General features: G+C 59.4%; 15 protein-coding genes and 2 pseudogenes. 6 read left to right on the forward strand and 11 right to left on the reverse strand.

What is annotated here, in order from left to right:
* Positions 1 to 49: 49 nt before the first annotated feature.
* On the reverse strand, positions 50 to 1,633 hold the full coding sequence (locus ACIQU2_RS11650; protein ID WP_403140666.1) for a hypothetical protein: 1,584 nt from the start codon (positions 1,631 to 1,633) through the stop codon (positions 50 to 52).
* A gap of 404 nt (positions 1,634 to 2,037) precedes the next feature.
* Between ACIQU2_RS11650 and ACIQU2_RS11655 the strand changes: the two genes are divergently transcribed.
* From ACIQU2_RS11655 to ACIQU2_RS11665, 3 genes are all read left to right on the forward strand, one after another.
* Entirely contained in the window at positions 2,038 to 3,327 is a 1,290-nt protein-coding gene (locus ACIQU2_RS11655) for a GGDEF domain-containing protein (protein WP_403140668.1), read from the forward strand.
* 90 nt (positions 3,328 to 3,417) lie between these two features.
* Complete coding sequence (locus tag ACIQU2_RS11660; RefSeq protein WP_403140671.1) at positions 3,418 to 5,214, forward strand: acyl-CoA dehydrogenase C-terminal domain-containing protein; 1,797 nt, start codon at positions 3,418 to 3,420, stop codon at positions 5,212 to 5,214.
* 187 nt (positions 5,215 to 5,401) lie between these two features.
* Entirely contained in the window at positions 5,402 to 7,180 is a 1,779-nt protein-coding gene (locus ACIQU2_RS11665; RefSeq protein ID WP_403140674.1) for an acyl-CoA dehydrogenase C-terminal domain-containing protein, read from the forward strand.
* 227 nt (positions 7,181 to 7,407) lie between these two features.
* Here ACIQU2_RS11665 and ACIQU2_RS11670 read toward each other — a convergent pair.
* Positions 7,408 to 7,632, reverse strand: a pseudogene (locus tag ACIQU2_RS11670) (LysR family transcriptional regulator); the annotation flags it as partial.
* Between the two features lie 253 nt (positions 7,633 to 7,885).
* Between ACIQU2_RS11670 and ACIQU2_RS11675 the strand changes: the two are divergent.
* The 3 genes and pseudogenes from ACIQU2_RS11675 to ACIQU2_RS11685 all read left to right on the forward strand — a co-directional run.
* Positions 7,886 to 8,011, forward strand: a pseudogene (locus ACIQU2_RS11675) (addiction module toxin RelE); the annotation flags it as partial.
* Positions 8,004 to 8,321, forward strand: coding sequence for a helix-turn-helix domain-containing protein (locus ACIQU2_RS11680; protein WP_403140677.1), 318 nt, complete (start codon positions 8,004 to 8,006; stop codon positions 8,319 to 8,321). The pseudogene ACIQU2_RS11675 and the gene ACIQU2_RS11680, both read left to right, overlap by 8 nt.
* 83 nt (positions 8,322 to 8,404) lie before the next feature.
* Entirely contained in the window at positions 8,405 to 8,563 is a 159-nt protein-coding gene (locus ACIQU2_RS11685; RefSeq protein ID WP_007904205.1) for a YqaE/Pmp3 family membrane protein, read from the forward strand.
* 65 nt (positions 8,564 to 8,628) lie between these two features.
* On the opposite strand, the gene ACIQU2_RS11690 is transcribed toward ACIQU2_RS11685, so the two are convergent.
* The 9 genes from ACIQU2_RS11690 to ACIQU2_RS11730 form a co-directional block, all read right to left on the reverse strand.
* A complete protein-coding gene (locus ACIQU2_RS11690; protein ID WP_403140681.1) occupies positions 8,629 to 10,455 on the reverse strand; it encodes a S9 family peptidase in 1,827 nt (608 codons plus the stop codon).
* Entirely contained in the window at positions 10,421 to 11,575 is a 1,155-nt protein-coding gene (gene pqqE / locus ACIQU2_RS11695) for a pyrroloquinoline quinone biosynthesis protein PqqE (RefSeq protein WP_165353321.1), read from the reverse strand. Before pqqE ends, ACIQU2_RS11690 begins: the two co-directional genes overlap by 35 nt.
* On the reverse strand, positions 11,568 to 11,843 hold the full coding sequence (gene pqqD, locus ACIQU2_RS11700; protein WP_403140682.1) for a pyrroloquinoline quinone biosynthesis peptide chaperone PqqD: 276 nt from the start codon (positions 11,841 to 11,843) through the stop codon (positions 11,568 to 11,570). Before pqqD ends, pqqE begins: the two co-directional genes overlap by 8 nt.
* Positions 11,840 to 12,592 carry a pyrroloquinoline-quinone synthase PqqC gene (gene pqqC / locus ACIQU2_RS11705; protein ID WP_403140685.1) on the reverse strand — a complete coding sequence of 251 codons (753 nt, stop codon included), beginning with the start codon at positions 12,590 to 12,592 and terminating at the stop codon, positions 11,840 to 11,842. The genes pqqD and pqqC overlap by 4 nt, the downstream gene beginning before the upstream one ends.
* 22 nt (positions 12,593 to 12,614) lie before the next feature.
* A complete protein-coding gene (gene pqqB / locus ACIQU2_RS11710) occupies positions 12,615 to 13,526 on the reverse strand; it encodes a pyrroloquinoline quinone biosynthesis protein PqqB (protein WP_403140687.1) in 912 nt (303 codons plus the stop codon).
* Between the two features lie 76 nt (positions 13,527 to 13,602).
* Positions 13,603 to 13,677: a pyrroloquinoline quinone precursor peptide PqqA gene (gene pqqA / locus ACIQU2_RS11715; protein WP_009045898.1), complete on the reverse strand. Its 75-nt coding sequence runs from the start codon at positions 13,675 to 13,677 to the stop codon at positions 13,603 to 13,605.
* 155 nt (positions 13,678 to 13,832) lie between these two features.
* Positions 13,833 to 16,265 carry a pyrroloquinoline quinone biosynthesis protein PqqF gene (gene pqqF / locus ACIQU2_RS11720; RefSeq protein WP_403140689.1) on the reverse strand — a complete coding sequence of 811 codons (2,433 nt, stop codon included), beginning with the start codon at positions 16,263 to 16,265 and terminating at the stop codon, positions 13,833 to 13,835.
* A 106-nt stretch (positions 16,266 to 16,371) separates the two neighbouring features.
* Positions 16,372 to 17,166 (reverse strand): carbon-nitrogen hydrolase family protein, encoded by a 795-nt coding sequence (locus ACIQU2_RS11725; RefSeq protein WP_403140691.1) that lies wholly within the window; start codon positions 17,164 to 17,166, stop codon positions 16,372 to 16,374.
* A gap of 12 nt (positions 17,167 to 17,178) precedes the next feature.
* Positions 17,179 to 18,861: a flavin monoamine oxidase family protein gene (locus tag ACIQU2_RS11730; RefSeq protein ID WP_403140693.1), complete on the reverse strand. Its 1,683-nt coding sequence runs from the start codon at positions 18,859 to 18,861 to the stop codon at positions 17,179 to 17,181.
* Positions 18,862 to 18,891 lie beyond the last annotated feature (30 nt).

Consider the following 18,891-nt stretch of genomic DNA (forward strand, 5'->3'; position numbering starts at 1 on the left):
GAGCGGCGGTTTTTTTATGGGCGCCAGACACGCAACGCTGCAGCGTCCATCAAGGCGTCGGGATAAAAGGTGTGCCGTCGCAATAGAAGTTCCCCGGCAAAACACCCCTGACCGGTACGGGCACCGGGGCTGATCGAATCGCTTGCCCGGCCGCATTGAGCGTCGTATAGAAGACGTACATTACCCCTCTGCCGATCAGGCCCATGGTCGATGGATACGGCACGTTCAAGGTCTGGCCCAGCGTCGCAGCGTCGGCTGACAGCAAGGCAGAGACGGTGACTGGCGGATTGATCAGCGTCGAGCCATCGTCCTGTCGACTGAGTGCACAGTTCACAGTAACCGTCGCATTGGCCCGCAAGAGCACCGAGGGCGGGATAAATACCTCAATGATACGGTTGGAATAGGGCAGGTCGCTGGGTTGCGGGGAGTTGCAGGTGAGATTGCCGTTGTTCAGGTTTCTCATCACTGGCGGCAGCAACTGCATGAAGGTCGACAGATTGAAGATCAGATTCCTGGCGACCAGCCCGTCGAAGTTTACCCCGCCACTGGTGATCCTGAACCTGACGGATGCCGGCGTATCATTGGTGGTGGCTCCCGGAACAGCGGCTTGCACGCGTGCCGCAGGGACCACCAACCGCATCGGCAACGACTGCCCTGCATACACAACAGCCACCGCCGCCAGCGTACCGACGAGCACCGTGATGGAGTTGCCAATCTGCAAACCGTCGACACTGTCCAGCCACACCTCCATCCCGGCTGGGGTGATGTCAGCCAGGGTCACCGTGTTGTCTGGCGCAATAGCCTGCGTCACCCGCGGCACGGGAATATTTGAAGGCGTTATTTGAAGCGCGACCCTGACTTCAAGGATCAATGAGTCTCGAGCACGATTGCCGGCCCGGTCCATGCAACGGTAGGTCAGTTGCTGTAGGCCATTGCCTCGGGCGCGAATAGTTGCCGCTGGTACGGGGATAAATCGGTCAGCCGGAGTGTCGGGCAGCGTAATCACCGCTGGATCAGCGTAAGAAACCTGCATGTGGCTATCCGTATTGCCGTAGTAGGGCACGTAGCGCAGGGCAATCTGGTTATCGATTTCGGGGTGCGGTGGCATCCGGAACATGACGGGGTCGTTGGCGAGCAGATAAGCCTCGCTGATCAGCGCAGTGTCGAGGTTGAGCGGTAGCAGCGGGCGTGGCGGTGTGATGGTCAGGTGGCCAAAAGGTGCAGTCTTCTGAATCAGCAACCGGGTGCTGGCGGTGGCGCTCAGTAAATTGTCGCCGTCATCCAGAACGTACGTGAGCCGATACTCGCCTTCACTGCCTACCTTACGGCGCGGTACAAGCACCTCGAAATCCCCGGCGGGATACGCCGCCATTTGATGGTGGGCAAGGATTTCATACTCACCCGGAGACGGTAACTCTGCGTATATCCGGATAATGGGGCGCGACCTGACGGGACCGGGCTGTGGCAATGCCGGGATGCCAATACGCAGGTCACGTGCCGTCGCCGTCAGGGGAATCAAGCCACCGAAATTGGGTATGGCTTCCACCACGCTCAGCGGTAGCAGCCTGGGTATCGCATCACGAATCAGAGTAAGTGAAGTGGTGCTGACTGCCTCGATAATTGGGTCTTCCATACGTGTCACTCCTGTCAGGTTCGGACGACACTCTCCTATCCCGAAAGTGGTGGTCGGGCTCCGGTGAGTGGTACAGGGAATTAAACGCCGTAAAAATACCGGACGATACTGTCATAACTGACAGTCTCAATGGCGCGCATGTTGCATGAGGCGTGGTGGTGCCAAGCGCGAAGCTCTGAAGGCTTCCTGCTACGGCGATCCAACATCTGTAAAAAAGCCATGGTTGATCGATCTAATGGCTATCAGCCACTTTTTTTCTGAAATACCTGGCAAATCGCTCAGAAAAACCGAATTCCTGCCGTTATAGAGGGTGCGGTGTGATGCAGATCACATTGCGTGTGCTTAATTGCGCCAAGCGAAGGCACAATGCCATCTTTGATTTGCCCGGGCCGGAGCTCAACCCCTTGCCGCGTTCTTCTGCTGTTCATATCAACCATTTCCTGCCGTCCCTGGTCCTGTTACTGGCGGGGCTTGCCGCGGCCTACGTCAAAGATCTCAACGTATTCTTCACGTCATTGTTCAACGTCCTGCCGACCTTGGTCCTGCTGCTTGGCGGGTCGTATTGTGCGGTTTATCGGCGACAGCGCGAGCTGTTCCTGATGGTCACGGTGTACATCGCCTACTTCCTGCTCGACACCCAGACCGACTATTACCGCGACAACGGCAAGGTTCGTGAAGACGCAGCCGTGGTGTTCCATTTGTGTTGCCTGCTGTTGCCGCTGCTGTTCGGCATCTTCGCCGTGTGGCAGGAACGCACTCATTTGTTTCAAGACATGGTGGCGCGGTTCGCTGTGTTGCTGGCGTTCGGTAGTGTCGCGCTCGGTCTCGAACAAAGTTATCCACAAGCGCTGTTGATGTGGCTCTCGGAAATTCGCTGGCCGGCACTGCATGGCGCGTGGATGAGTCTGATCCAGCTGTCGTATCCGGTGTTCATCGCCTCTTTCGTGCTGCTCGCCTGGCAGTACTGGCGCAACCCGCGACCGCTGCATGCGGCGCAGTTGGTCGGTTTGCTCGGCTTGTTCTGGATGTTGCCGAAAACCTTCATCCTGCCGTTTACCCTGAACATCATGTGCAGCCAGGTCATGTTGATGATCGCGGCCGCCGTGGCGCACGAGGCATATCAGATGGCGTTCCGCGACGAACTCACCGGTTTGCCGGGACGTCGTGCGCTGAACGAACGCATGCAGCGGCTCGGCCGCAATTACGTGCTGGCGATGAGCGATGTCGATCACTTCAAGAAATTCAATGACACCCACGGTCACGATGTCGGCGATCAGGTACTGCGACTTGTCGCCAGCAAGCTGTCGAAAATCGGTGGTGGCGGTAGGGCGTATCGGTACGGTGGTGAGGAATTCGCCCTGGTGTTCGCAGGCAAGACCCTCGAAGAGTGTATGCCGCACCTGGAAGTGATCCGCGAGTCCATCGCCACCTATAACATTCAGCTGCGCAATCAGGACAGCCGTCCTCAGGACGACCAGCAAGGTCGTCAACGTCGCGCAGGCTCGGGCGCCTCAAGTGTGTCGGTCACCGTCAGCATCGGCGTCGCCGAACGCCTGGAGCAGCGCACCCCCGAAAAAGTGCTCAAGTCCGCTGACGAGGCGCTCTACAGTGCCAAGGGTGCGGGGCGAAACTGTGTGGTGGCATTCGGTCAGAACCGTCGTGGCGCAGTGCGCATGGACGCCGCTACTGATTGAGTGATGATGGCGCATTCAGCGTCTGGACTGTGATTGTGAGGCCGGGGGCGCGGCAGTAGGTTTGGGGAATCTGCTGCCGGAGAAATGATCATGCCTGAGTACAAAGCTCCCCTGCGCGACATGCGCTTTCTGATCGACCACGTCTTTGATTTTCACAGCAATTACGCCGCACTGGGTGCCACCGATGCCAGCCCGGACATGGTCAACGCGATCCTCGAAGAAGGTGCAAAGTTCTGTGAGAACGTTCTCGCACCGCTGAACCGCAGCGGCGACGAAGAAGGATGCCATTTCGACAATGGCGTGGTGACTACGCCTACAGGCTTCAAGCAGGCCTTCGCACAATACGTTGAAGGTGGCTGGCACGGTCTGGCGGCTGATCCGGTTTACGGTGGCCAGGGGTTGCCGAGTTCGCTGGGGCTGGTCATTAGCGAAATGGTTGGCTCCAGCAACACCTCCTGGGGCATGTACCCCGGTCTGACTCACGGTGCAATGTCGGCGATCCACGCCCATGGCACTGAAGAACAGAAGCAGACTTACCTGAGCAAGCTCACCGCCGGCCAATGGACCGGCACCATGTGCCTGACCGAAGCCCATTGCGGCACTGACCTGGGCATCATCAAAACCCGCGCCGTGCCTGCGGCCGACGGCAGTTATGCGATCTCCGGCAGCAAGATTTTCATCTCTGCCGGCGAGCACGACATGAGTGAAAACATCATTCACTTGGTGCTGGCGAAACTGCCGGACGCTCCGGCAGGCACCAAGGGCATTTCGCTGTTTATCGTTCCAAAATTCCTACCCAACGACGAAGGTGAGGCGGGAGAGCGCAACGGCGTTTCCTGCGGCTCGATCGAACACAAAATGGGCATCAAGGCCTCGGCTACCTGCGTGCTGAACTTCGACGACGCCAAGGGCTTCTTGATCGGTGAGCCGAACAAGGGCCTGAACTGCATGTTCACCATGATGAACCACGCACGGCTCGGCACCGGCATGCAGGGTTTGTGTCTGGGGGAGGCGAGCTTTCAGGGGGCGATCAAGTACGCCAACGACCGCTTGCAAATGCGCGCGCTGACCGGCCCGAAAGCACCGGATAAACCTGCCGACCCGATCATCGTTCATCCTGATGTGCGCAGGATGTTACTGACCATGAAGGCCTTCAACGAAGGCAATCGGGCGCTGACTTATTTCACCGCGCAGTTGCTGGACGTGGCGCATCTGAGCCCGGATGAAACGGCGCGTCAGGATGCCGAAGACCTGCTGGCGTTCCTCACGCCGATCTGCAAAGCCTTCATGACCGATACCGGGCTGGAAGTGACCAACCACGGCATGCAAGTGTTCGGTGGTCACGGTTTTATCCGCGAGTGGGGCATGGAGCAGCTGGTACGCGACTGCCGGATCGCACCGATCTATGAAGGCACCAACGGCATTCAGGCGCTGGACTTGCTCGGAAGAAAAGTCCTCGGCAGCCAGGGCAAATTGCTGCGCGGGTTCACCAAAATCGTCCACAAATCCTGTGCGGCAAACGCCGGACATCCGCAACTTGCCAGCTACGTGGCGCAGCTCAACGACCTGAATCAGCAGTGGGGAGAGGTGACCACCAAGGTCGGCATGGCGGCGATGAAAAATCCGGATGAAGTCGGCGCGGCTTCGGTGGATTACCTGATGTACAGCGGTTACATCATCCTCGGCTATCTGTGGCTGCGCATGGCGTTGGTCGCTCAGGCACAGCTCGATTCGGGCAGCGGCGATGCCGATTACTGCCAGGCAAAACTGGCGACCAGCGAGTTTTACTTCAAGCGATTGCTGCCACGCACGGCGGCTCATCGTGCGTCAATCGAGGCGGGCAGCGATTGTTTGATGAACCTGCCTGCGGAGTTATTCGCACTATAGTGTTTCAAGCCGACGTAAAAGAGCCCGCCTAGTTGCGGGCTTCTTTAATGGTTCACTTTTCAGTGACTAAAAATAACAAAACGGTCATGAGCTGACCCTATGTGTCGTAAAAGTTGTTGGGTTACACTCAAACTCAACGAAAGCACCACTCCTACGAATCACCTGTTTAGATCTTGCGAGGTTTGCCATGGCTGACTACAAAGCGCCCCTGCGCGATATGCGCTTCGTCCTCAATGAAGTTTTCGAGGTCGCCAAACTCTGGGCCGAGCTGCCTGCGCTGGCCGAGACTGTCGATGCTGAAACGGTCGAAGCCATTCTTGAAGAGGCCGGCAAGGTCACCAGCAAAAGCATTGCGCCCCTGAGCCGTGCGGCTGACGAAGAGGGTTGCCATTGGGCGGACGGTGCCGTCACCACGCCGGCAGGTTTCCCACAGGCTTATCAGACTTACGCTGAAGGCGGTTGGGTCGGTGTCGGTGGCGATCCGACCTACGGCGGCATGGGCATGCCCAAGGCCGTTTCGGCGCAAGTCGAGGAAATGGTCAACTCCGCCAGCCTGTCGTTCGGCCTGTACCCGATGCTGACCGCTGGCGCCTGCCTGTCGATCAACGCCCACGCCAGCGAAGAGCTGAAAGCCGCCTACCTGCCAAACATGTACGCCGGCGTCTGGGCTGGCTCCATGTGCCTGACCGAGCCACACGCCGGTACGGACCTGGGCATCATTCGCACCAAAGCCGACCCTCAGGCCGACGGTTCCTACAAAGTCAGCGGCACCAAGATCTTCATCACCGGCGGTGAGCACGACCTGACCGAGAACATCATTCATTTGGTGCTGGCCAAGCTACCGGACGCACCGGCGGGGCCGAAGGGTATTTCGCTGTTCCTGGTGCCCAAGTTCATGGTCAATGCCGATGGCAGCCTGGGCGCGCGCAACCCGGCGACCTGCGGTTCGATCGAACACAAGATGGGCATCCAGGCGTCCGCGACCTGCGTGATGAACTTCGACGAGGCCGTGGGTTATCTGGTCGGCGAGCCGAACAAAGGCCTGGCCGCGATGTTCACGATGATGAACTACGAACGTCTGGGTGTTGGCATCCAGGGCCTGGCCACCGGAGAGCGCTCGTACCAGAACGCCGTCGAGTACGCCCGCGACCGTCTGCAAAGCCGTTCGCCGACCGGCGCGCAAAACAAGGACAAGGTCGCTGACCCGATCATTGTCCACCCGGACGTGCGTCGCATGCTGTTGACCATGAAAGCCTCGAACGAAGGCGGTCGTGCCTTTTCGACGTACGTGGCCATGCAACTGGACACCGCCAAGTTCAGCGAAGACGCCACGACCCGCAAACGCGCGGAAGATTTGGTGGCCTTGCTGACCCCGGTGGCCAAGGCGTTCCTGACCGACCTAGGTCTGGAAACCACCATTCACGGCCAGCAGGTTTTCGGCGGCCACGGTTACATCCGTGAGTGGGGCCAGGAGCAACTGGTGCGCGACGTGCGCATCACCCAGATCTACGAAGGCACCAACGGCATTCAGGCGCTGGACCTGGTAGGACGCAAGATCGTCGGCACCGGCGGGGCGTTCTACAACCTGTTCGCTGACGAGATCCGTCATTTCACCGCGACCGCCAGCGCTGATCTGGTGGAGTTCACCAAACCGCTGAACGATGCGGTGACTACCCTCGACGAACTGACCGCCTGGTTGCTGGATCGGGCGAAAAACAACCCGAACGAAATCGGTGCTGCCTCGGTCGAGTATCTGCAAGCATTCGGTTACGTGGCGTATGCGTACATGTGGGCACTGATGGCCAAGGCCGCTTTTGGCAAAGAAGCGCAAGAAGATTTCTACGCGAGCAAGTTGGGCACGGCGCGCTTCTATTTCGCACGTCTGCTGCCGCGTATCCACTCGTTGAGCGCGTCGGTGAAGGCCGGTAGCGAGTCACTATTCCTGCTGGACGCAGGACAGTTCTGACAATGTAACGTCATGTAAGCATTCTCTTACATGGCGTGCTGCTCTTCTCCCATAGATGAAGATTGGATCCACAGCTAATCTACTTCACATGGACGTCGCGCAGGAAGCGCAAAGCAACAACACGGACACGTAGGATTCTGCCAGGACGGCGGAGTGAAATGGATGTCAGGGATACAGTCTGCAAAGCCCCGCTTCGGCGGGGTTTTCTTTTACCTGCGGAAAAGTGCTCAGCTCATTTCATCCAGTGTTGCCGGGCTGCTCAAACGCACATCCGTGCCATTCATCACTTCTTCCAGCAACGTACGCAATAAGGCCAGCGAGGCCTGTTGTCGCTGCACATCCCGACACACCAATCCAACTTTAAGCGACACCCTCGGCTCGCTCAATGGTTTCCACAACAGTTCCTTGTTGCCGTGTGCCTGTTGTGAGCGCCCCGGCAGCACCGTCGCCAGTCCTCCCGAGTGCGCACCGCTCAACTGCAATGCCGCAAAGGGATTGCCGTCTGATCAGACCCGCCCTACACGAATTCCCGAACCGTCTCGCGGTATAACGCATCGCCCCATGCCTGATTCTTTTGGCGTGGGGCGTTTTTTGTCTCTGCGTTTTGCCAACTGCATTTCCGTGCTTGAGCGATTGCTAGATAAGTGGCTTTTTAGGGGGGGGGGCGGTAGAAATTATCCGTTTCTGTAGGGCAAGAAAGATCAGAGCAATATCAGTCAGACTGAGCTGATCGGTTTTCGGAAAATGACGAAGACCTATGAGGGGCTGACCGAGATGCAAGTCCAGCACTTGCTGGACGCTAAGGAGTTTGTGGAGATATCCCATGAGTAAAAAATTCAAAAGTGAAGTATTTGAATCGATACACGAATCGGCCAGTGCCTTGTTTGCCATCGGTGCAATCAGCAAGACAACCATGCGTGAGTTCGATGAATCGCGCCTTGCAACGGTTCCAGACGCGATCCCCGCTGAGCAGATCAAAGCGCTGCGCGAGCGCAACAATGTCGGCCAACCGGTGTTCGCGCGTTATCTGAACACCAGCGCTTCGACGGTTAAACAATGGGAAGCGGGAGACAACCCCAGCGGCATGGCGCTGAAGTTGCTGAGCATCGTTCAGAAACACGGTCTTGAGATACTGGCCTGAAGAACCGCACTGAACCCTGACGAACGGCAAAGGTCGATTAGCTGTAGGCTCACACGAGCCAACTTTAATCAGGAGCTGACCCCATGGACTTTATTCGCATCATCATCGCCATTCTGTTGCCGCCACTGGGTGTGTTTCTGCAAGTCGGTTTCGCCGGGGCGTTCTGGCTGAATATTCTGCTGACGCTGTGCGGTTACATCCCCGGGATCGTGCATGCGGTGTATATCATCGCCAAGCGCTGAGTTTCGCGGCGTCAGATAGATTGCATTCGCGGGCAAGGCTTGCCCGCGAATGGAACGCTGCGATCTCAGTCCGCCAACGACATCACTCTTCGATAAAACAACCACTCCTGCTCCAGCGCATGGGCCTGATTGCCGGCCTTGCGAAAGCCATGGCGTTCGTCAGCGTAGTAATGCGCTTCAACCAGAATGCCGTTGTCCTGTAGCGCCGTGACCATGTCGCGGGTCTGTTGCGGCACTACCACGGCGTCCAGTTCACCCTGAAAGAAAATCACCGGCACACTGATGTTGCCCGCATGCAGCAACGGCGTTCGTGCGGCGTAGCGTTCGGCATCCTGCACCGGGTCGCCGATCAGCCAATCCAGATAATCGCCTTCGAACTTGTGAGTCGTCCGGCCCAGCGCCACAGGATCACTGACGCCATACAGGCTGGCGCCGGCGCGGAAGACGTTGTGGAAGGCCAATGCGCACAGGGTGGTGTAACCACCGGCACTGCCACCGCGAATAAACGCCTTGTCGCCGTCGATCAGTCCGCGTTCGGCAAGATGAGCGACGACTGCGCAAGCGTCTTCCACGTCCACTTCGCCCCAGCTCAAATGCAGCGCTTGTCGATAAGCCCGGCCATAGCCACTGCTGCCGCGGTAGTTGAGGTCGGCCACGGCGAAGCCACGTTGCGCCCAGTACTGGATACGCGGATCGAGCATGGGGTAGCAGGCCGAAGTCGGGCCGCCGTGGATGAACACCACCAGAGGCGGTTTCGCATCACCGGTCATCGCTGGATAGAAGAAGCCGTGTGCCTCGCCCGAGCCTGTCGGGTAGTGCAGGGTTTGCGGGACGCTGATCTGCTCGGCAGGCAACGGTGCAATACCGCCAGCCAGTGTTTTGACCTGCCGGGTCTGGCGGTCGATGGCAATGACTGACGACGAACTGACTGACGAAGCGGCGATGCAGTAAATGAACTGCTCATCCAGTGCGAGAGAGCGGAAGCGGCTGTAATCGCCCGTGAAATCTTCACAGGCGTCACCACCAAGACCCAGTTTGCCAAACCCGTCTTCGGTCCAGCTCGCCAGATAGCTGCCTTCGCTCAGCGGCAACCAGGTGCTGCCACCCAACTGCCACGGCGCTGGCCCATGATCCGCTGCTGCACTCGGCAGCGGGCTCAGACCGTCTGCCGATTCCACCCAAGGCTGCCAGTAGCCGCTGCGATCTGTCAGGCAAAACAGATGGGCGCTTGTATCGAACCTCGGTTGTTGCAGCGATTCCTCACCGTCTTCGCCCGCCACGCAACGCGGCAGAGCAAAACGGCCATCGTTCTGGCGTTCGGCAACCATCAGGCGAGTCGCGGTCCATGGCTGATCCGGGCGGCTCCATTCTATCCACGCCAATCGTTGTGCGTCGGGACTCAACGTCGGCGCGGCATAGAAATCAGCGCCTTCGGCCAGCAGATGACGTACCCCGTCAGCCACATCGATAGCCACCAGACGGTGCCGGTCGCGATTTTCTTCAACCGCCAATACCTGCCCGTTAGCGAACTGCAGATCGCCGTATCGGCATTCGCCTGAGCTCAGTAACTCAGGTGTCTCGCCGGCCAGCGACTGTCGATACAGCTGTTGGTCCGCCTCGTTGACGAACACTATCCCGTCATCGGTCAGACAGAACGCGCCGCCGCCGTATTCGTACACCCGACTGCGCACACTGAAGCCCGCAGGCGTCACGCAATGCGCCTGGCCGTCACGCCAATGCCAGATTCGGCAGGCGGCGTCCTCGGGACGGTACTCGTTCCAGAACAAGCCATGTGGGCCGACCTGCAACTCGGCGAAGTCGATGCCGGCCGCGACGGCCCTGGCAGCGCTGAAGGGTTCAGCTTTTAGCGATGAGTCGTGAATTTCGTTCATTGCGAAAGGCCAGTTGTTCAATGGTCTGGGTCGCGTGTTCGGCTTCTTCGCGAGCCTTGAGGATCACGCCGTGATGTTCCGACTTGCTGCACACCGGGTCGGCGTTGCTCGCGTCACCCGTGAGCATGAATGCCTGGCAGCGACAACCGCCGAAGTCTTTCTCTTTCTCGTCGCAGGAACGGCACGGCTCGGGCATCCAGTCGTAACCGCGGAAGCGGTTGAAGCCGAACGAGTCGTACCAGATGTGCTGCATGCTGTGGTCGCGCACGTTGGGAAACTGCACCGGCATCTGTCGGGCGCCGTGGCAGGGCAGAGCGGTTCCGTCCGGCGTGACTGTCAGAAAAATACTGCCCCAGCCATTCATACAGGCTTTCGGGCGTTCTTCGTAATAGTCCGGGGTGACGAAAATCAGCTTGCACGGATGCCCTTCGGCTTCGAGTTTGGCGCGGTATTCGTTGGTGATGCGTTCGGCGCGGACCAGTTGTTCCTTGGTCGGCAACAGACCGACCCGGTTGAGCTGCGCCCAACCGTAGAACTGGCACGTGGCGAGTTCCACAAAGTCCGCCTCAAGGGCGATGCACAGCTCGATGATCCGGTCGATCTTGTCGATGTTGTGCCGATGGGTCACGAAGTTCAGCACCATCGGATAGCCGTGGGCTTTCACTGCGCGGGCCATTTCCAGCTTCTGGGCGAAGGCCTTTTTCGAGCCGGCCAGCAAGTTGTTCACTTGCTCGTCGCTGGCCTGAAAGCTGATCTGAATGTGGTCCAGGCCAGCCTTCTTGAAGTCACTGATTTTCTGCTCAGTCAGGCCGATGCCGGAGGTGATCAGGTTGGTGTAGAAACCCAACTTGCGCGCCTCGGCAATCAGCTCGGCAAGGTCCTGGCGCACCAGCGGTTCGCCGCCGGAGAAGCCCAATTGCGCCGCGCCCATTTCCCGCGCTTCGCGAAAGACCTTGATCCACTGTTCGGTGCTCAGTTCTTTGCCTTGCTCGGCGAAGTCCAGCGGATTGGAGCAGTACGGGCATTGCAGCGGGCAGCGATACGTCAGCTCGGCCAGCAGCCACAGCGGCAGGCCGATTTCCGGTTTGGGCGGTAACTTGTCTGACGCGCAATCAGGCAAGTTCGATCCAGTGCTGAGCACGGGCTACCTCCATGAATTGATCGATGTCGTCACCGAGCTCGGACACACCGGGGAACTGCGCGTCCAGTTCGGCGATGATCGCCGCAACGTCACGCTCGCCGTCGATCAAACCGCCGATCAGTGCGGCGCTTTCGTTGAGTTTGATCATGCCTTCCGGGTAGAGCAGCACATGACCTTTCTGCGCCGGTTCGTACTGGAAGCGGTAGCCGGTACGCCAGCTCGGGGTCTTGCTGCGATCAAAACTCATAAGGTGATTCCTTTATGCCAGACCCGTTGCTCGGTCACGCTGTGATACGGCGGGCGTTTCAGTTCGTAGGCCATGCTCATGGCATCGAGCATGCTCCAAAGAATGTCCAGTTTGAACTGGAGAATTTCCAGCATGCGCTCTTGGCCGGCCCGCGTCGTGTAGTGCTGCAAAGTGATCGCCAAGCCATGTTCGACGTCGCGGCGCGCCTGGCCCAGACGCGTGCGGAAATACTCGTAACCGGCCGGGTCGATCCACGGGTAATGCTGCGGCCAGCTGTCCAGGCGCGACTGGTGGATCTGCGGCGCAAACAGTTCGGTCAGCGAGCTGCTGGCGGCTTCCTGCCAATTGGCACGGCGGGCGAAGTTGACGTAGGCGTCCACGGCAAAACGCACGCCGGGCAGTACCAATTCCTGCGAGCGTAGCTGATCCGGGTCGAGGCCGACGGCCTGGCCCAGACGCAGCCAGGCTTCGATGCCGCCGTCTTCGCCGGGGGCGCCGTCATGGTCGAGCAGGCGCTGAATCCACTCACGACGAATCTCGCGGTCCGGGCAGTTGGCGAGGATTGCGGCGTCCTTGAGCGGGATGTTCACCTGATAGTAGAAGCGGTTGGCGACCCAGCCCTGGATCTGCTCGCGCGTTGCCCGGCCTTCGTACATCGCCACGTGATACGGATGATAGATGTGGTAATAGGCGCCCTTGGCTCGCAAGGCTTCTTCGAACTCGGCGGGGGACATTGCTGTATCAGTCATTTCGGTTCTCCGGGGCCATCCGCTACAACACAATACTCATGCCGTCATACGCCACTTCAACATTGCGCCGAACCAGTTCTGCACGCTCTGGCGAATCCTCATCGAGAATCGGGTTGGTGTTATTGATGTGGATAAGCACTTTGCGCTGTTTGGGCAGCTGTTCCAGCACTTCCAGCATGCCGCCGGGGCCGTTCTGTGCCAGGTGGCCCATTTCCCGGCCGGTGCGGGTACCGACGCCACGGCGCTGCATTTCGTCGTCATCCCACATCGTGCCGTCCACCAGCAGGCAATCGCTGCCGGCCATGATCTCCAGCAGCGGTGCGTCGACCTTGCCCAGGCCCGGTGCGTAGAACAGTTTGCCACCGGTGCTGAGGTCTTCAACGATCAGGCCGATGTTGTCGCCCGGGTGCGGGTCGAAACGGTGCGGCGAGTACGGCGGTGCGGCGCTGCGCAGCGGCAATGGGGTGAAGCGCAGGCTCGGGCAGGCCGGGATGGTGAAGCTGCGGTCGAGCTCGATCTGGTTCCAGGTCAGCCCGCCGTTCCAGTGGGTCAGCATGGTGAACAGCGGAAAACCGGTGCTCAGGTCTTCGTGGACCATGTCGGTGCACCAGACCTGGTGCGGGCACCCTTCGCGCAGGCTGAGCAGGCCGGTGGTGTGGTCGATCTGGCTGTCCATCAGGATGATCGCGTTGATGCCGGTATCGCGCAGGGCGCGGCCCGGTTGCATAGGGGCGAAGCTCTGGAGCTGGGCGCGGATATCCGGCGATGCGTTGCACAACACCCAGTTCACGCCGTTATCGGAAATCGCGATGGACGACTGGGTCCGCGCTTTGGCGTTCAGGCTGCCATCGCGAAAACCGGCGCAGTTCACGCAGTTGCAGTTCCACTGGGGGAAACCACCGCCGGCGGCGGAACCTAGAATCTGGACAAACATGGCCGCTCCATCATTTTGAAAACTGAAAATAAAAACGCCTCGGCGAGCCGAGGCGTTGCACTGCGCTACAAAAAGATTAGCGGCTTGCGAAGTACATGGTGACTTCAAAGCCGATACGCAGGTCGGTGTAAGCAGGTTTGGACCAGGACATAGAAGCGCTCCTTCAGGTGATGGGACAGTTGAGATCTATACATATAGTCCACCTCCAGCCGGAGATGTTCAGATAGTTAGGTGGCTATGTTACTCAAAATTTCAGGGCGATTGGCCGGGAATCTTTGAGAAAGCTAATTGCAGCACCGGTAATGATCATTTTGCCGCTTGCCAAGGCGAGGTCGGGCAAGGTCCGCTGGCCAGACAGCGCCAACCGCCTTCGGCCTGATTCAGTCGTTGTGCTGCGGCCAGTAACGTTTCACGTTCGATCATCAGAATTGCCTGAGGCAGTTGAGTCAGATATTCCGACGAGTGGCCGGCCAGTTTGCCCTGCCAGAGCAGTTCGGCGGCCTGCGCATTGGGCAGTGCCGCGCTATCGAATTGATCGGCCAGTGCCTGGCGCTGGTCGATGAAGGTCTCGTTATTGATGTCTTCGATCATCCCGGCCAATCCACGCAGGAAATGTTCGAGGTGTTCCAGCAGATCCAAAGGGGCGACGCTGGGTGATTGCACGCCGAACAGCAGCCCGGTCTGCCCATGGACCTGCCGCAGGGCGCTGAACACCGCATAGCCGAGCTGCAGTTCTACCCGCAGGCGTTGGTAAAACGGCGTCTGGCAGACGTGAGCAAGCAAGCGCCAGGCGGCTTCGTCAGCGATGTCCGCGGTTGCGGTCGGGCAGAAGAGCAACAAGGCGTGTTCGCTGGACCCGGTATCGACCGCGCTCCACAGATGCTGCGCGTTGATCGGGGAGGGTGGCGTCAGTTGATTGTCCGCAGTGCCAGGCACACGACTCAAGGCGAGGCCCATCGCCGCCTGTGTCTGGGCGGACAGGCCGGTCGCCAGACCATCCCAGCGCGCGCTCGACCAAAGCTGCATCAAATCGTCCGAGTCAGCGGTGCGCTCAAGGCAGTGATCAGGCAGCGCTTTAAGCAACTGTCGAATCGGCATCATCGCAACGCTCGGCGGCTCCTCTTGCGAGAAACCGGCATCAGGTGTTGTCAGTTCTTTCAGCGCGTGTTCGAGGATGGTCGGTATCGGCTCCTGTAGCCCGGTCATTTTCAGCAGCCATTCATTGCCTGATGCGCTGAAGGAAAAATCGACACCTGCCTGACGAGCGTCTTCACGCAACGGCTGAAGGCGGTGTTCCAGGCTCGCCTGAAGGTTGCTGCGAGGTGCCAAGTCCAGACGCCAGCGCAGGTAAACGGCGCCTTCGGCACTACTATCGGGCAACGCCTGACTGAACTGCATGGGTGACCGTTCGCGACGACCGCGCGAACGATCCTGAGCAAAGGTCCGCAAGCCTCGGTGTTTGCTGGTCTGGCCGCGGATCAGTCCGGCACTCGGGGCCGGAGCTTCGGCGCGTAAAAACGGATTAGGTGTTGGCAGTTGCCATTGGCCGGTGAAGTTATCCACAGCGCCGATTTGTTTCAGGACTTCCTTGAGGGCTGAAACGCCCGATTCGGATAACCCGGCTTCACGCTGTTCGCTGTCCAGTCGGGCCAGTTGCAGGGCGCCGCTGATTTGCTGCTGACGTTGCAGCAGGGCGGCGTATTCTTCCTGCAAACCGGTCCAGGGTTGCTGTGAGGCAAAGAATCCAAGCCAATCCAGTAGCCGCTCGCGGATCCCGTTGGGAGTCGCGTCGGCAGGCAACGTGAACTCGATGTGCAACAAAGCCTGGCCGGCGAATTGATACAGTGGCGCAGCTTTCAGGCTGTCAGCCAGCCCGCGCTCGCGCAATTGCGCCAGCAGACCACCGGGTTTCGCGGCATTCAGCCAATGACACAGGAACGCCAGTGCCTCGGGCGATGAATCGGGCAGCGCGTCGAAGGCAAACAGCAGATCCAGTCGACGTGCACCAACCTGTTGATAACTTTTGTTCGAAGAATCCATCAGCGATGTAGGTGCTTGTTGCGGGACCTTTTCCCCTACGGGAATAGCCGCGCCAAAGCTCTGAGCCATCGCCCTCAACTCATCGATGCTCTGCGGCCCGGCCAGGTTCAAGGTCATCTGCCTGGTCTGATAAAACCGCTTATAGAAATCCAGCAAAGCGTGCTGGAACTCAGGTTGCGGGACCGGCAGGCTGTAGCGGTTACCGGCATGAAACGCCCGGAGTGGATGCGCCGCTGAAAGACCGTCGACCAGCGCGAATCGCTGTTGAGCGGTCGTATCCCGAGACCATGCGACAAATTCTGCGTGCAGCACTTCCCGTTCCCGCCGCTGATCGTCCGGATTCATACGCGGATGAGCGAGCATGTCCGACAGGCGCTCCAGTCCCCCGGTAAACGACTGAGGCGGTAACTCGAAAAAGTAGTCCGTGGTGCGTTCGCAGGTCCGCGCATTCACCTGGCCGCCATGACCCAGGACGTAGGCCATCAGCCCAAGGCCTGCAGGAAAACGCTCTGTGCCGAGAAACAGCAAGTGCTCGAGAAAATGCGCCAGTCCGGGCCAGGCCAGCGGCACGTCATGGCTGCCCGCCGCGACGCGCAACGCCGCAGCACTGCGCTTCAAATCAGGAACATGACGCAGCGTCACCCGCAGACCGTTGGCCAGGGTTTCAGTGTGAAGGTGGGGGTGGTTCAGCGCAGGCATGAGCACTTCCAGAGCAGAGAAGCGCTAATGCTAGCGGATTAGGGGGCGTTCTCAATTAGTTTCCACACCGCGCCGGGGAAACTAATTGAGAACGCCCCCTAGGTGGTCAGCGCTTGTTCAGCTCGCTGTAAAGCTCTGGGCGGCGATCGAGGAAGTAGCGATTGGCGGCGCGGGAATCGACCATCAACTGACGATCCAGCTCGCCGACAATCAGTGCTTCATCGAGGCCGGCCTGGGCGATGCGATTGCCATCCGGCGCGGCGATGCTGCTCTGGCCGCAATACTGGATCTCGCCTTCGTTACCGCAATAGTTGGCGTAAGCCACATAACACTGGTTTTCGAAGGCCCGGGCACGGACGGTGACGTCGGCGATGAAGTCGTAGGGAACCATGTTCGCCGTCGGCACCAGAATCAGCTCGGCGCCGGCCAGGGCCAGGCGTCGGGCGTTTTCCGGGAACTCCAGGTCGTAGCAGATCAGGAAGCCGAGCTTCCAGCCATTGAGCTCGACCAGCGGGAAATCATCCCCTCCGGCGCTGAACATCGAGTGATCGAGGTCGCCGAACAGGTGAGTCTTACGGTAGTTGCACAACCGCTCGCCATGAGCGTCGATCAACTGTACGGCGTTGTAGATCTGGCCGTCCTCCGTACGCTCGGGGTAGCCATAAAGAATGGCGATCCCGGCCGTCTTGGCGATGCGCGCGATCTGCTGCGCCGACTCACCGTTGTGCACCTCCGCCAGCACGCTGACCGCGTCGAGGCCGATGTTGTAGCCGGTCAGGAACATCTCCGGCAGCACCAGCAAATCCGCGCCCTTGGCCTCCAGCGCCAATTGATGCAGACGTTGCAGATTGCCGGCGACATCCAGGGGCAGCGGTGGACATTGGTAAAGGGCTACGCGCATTCGGGATTCCTCTTATTCGGGCAGGGCGATCGGACCGATCTCGTTGAACACATCTCCTGGACCCGGGTTCTCGACGTGAGTTTCACCGCCGAAGTGTTTCATGATGCCCCACACCGCATTGAGCGAGGTCTGCACCGCGCCTTCGACCCACGCAGGCGTCCACGAAACATCGTCGCCGGCGATGAAAATCCCGCGCTGCTCGGCCGGCATGTCGGCCTGCATGAAGTGTGCGTACATACGCTGGTTGTAGCGATAGTGGCCGGGCAGGGCGCCCTTGAAAGCACCGAGGAAATGCGGGTCGGCTTCCCAGGACACGGTGATCGGATCGCCGATGATCCGCGCAGCGATGTCGACTTTCGGGTAGATCTTCTTCAACGCATCCAGCGCCAGCTTCACGCGTTTTTCCACCGGTTGCGGGAGCATTTTCAGCGCGTCGCTCATCCACGAGTACGACAGGCAAATCACGCCCGGCTTGTCGTCGCCGTTGTCGAACAGATAAGTACCGCGAGTCAGGCGATCGGTGAGGGTCATGCTCATCAAGTCGCGGCCGGTTTCCGGATCCTTGTCCTTCCAGAATGGCCGGTCGACCATCACGAAAGTTTTCGACGATTGCATGTAGCGGGTGCGGTCGAGGGCCATCCACATCTTTTGCGAGAACAGGGTTTCGTCGCATTCGATCTGGGTGGTCAGCAGCCAGCTCTGGCACGTGGTCAGCACCGCTGCGTATTCGCGGGTGTCGCCCCAGTTGTCGGTTACGGCAAAGCGCCCGTCTGCCGCGTGGGCAATTTTTTTCACGCCGGTACGCGGCGCGCCGTTGTGCAAGGAGCTGAGGCTGGTGCCTTCAGGCCAGTGCACGCAACGTTCCGGCACATGACGCCAGATCCCCAATGGCACTTGTTCCACGCCGCCGACCACCAAATGCTGGTGATCGTCGCAGTTGGTCATGACTACGCGGAAGATTTCCAGCATCGAGTTCGGGAAGTCCGAGTCCCAGCCGCCGGTACCGAAACCGACCTGGCCGAACACTTCGCGATGATGGAAAGAGAGCTTGGCGAAGGCTTTGGAAGTGGCAACGAAGTCGTAGAAGGTGCGGTCGTCCCACAGCGGAACGAGGGTGTTCCACAGGTCTTTGAGGCGCGGTACATCGCGGTCGCGGATTGCTTGCTGGATGTCAGCGAACTGCGAACCGGCTTCCAGCGCATCGGCCCAGGCGTCGGCGACTTCCTGGAACAGTGCAGGAAGATCCGCCAGTTTCTGTGCGTAATGGGTCTGACCTTCGAGGTCGATCACCGTGCTGCCCGAGGCAGGCGTCAGCGGGTTAGGGAACGGTTTGGTTTGCAGGCCGAGCTTGTCGACGTAGTGATAAAACGCGGTGGACGACACCGGGAAACGCATGCCGCCGAGCTCGGCGATGATGCCTTCGGCGCCATTGAACGCCTGCGAGCGCAGACGACCGCCCATTTTCGAGGCTTCGTAGACGACGGGTTTTAGGCCCAGTTTCATCAATTCGTACGCTGCCACGAGACCTGCGATGCCGGCACCGACGATCGCTACCTCAGCGCCATGATTGTGCGCAGGGATGCTGCCCAGGCCGGCCGGGTGTTCGATCCAGTCGTCGAAGGCGAAGGGAAAGTCCGGACCGAAAATGGTGACTGGTTTTTTACCGTCTGCAGGATGGCGATTGTTCTTGTTCATGGCTGACCTTGCTGGCGACCGGACGCGGAA

It is taken from the genome of Pseudomonas sp. NPDC098740 (assembly GCF_044760065.1).
Classification (GTDB): domain Bacteria; phylum Pseudomonadota; class Gammaproteobacteria; order Pseudomonadales; family Pseudomonadaceae; genus Aquipseudomonas; species Aquipseudomonas rossensis.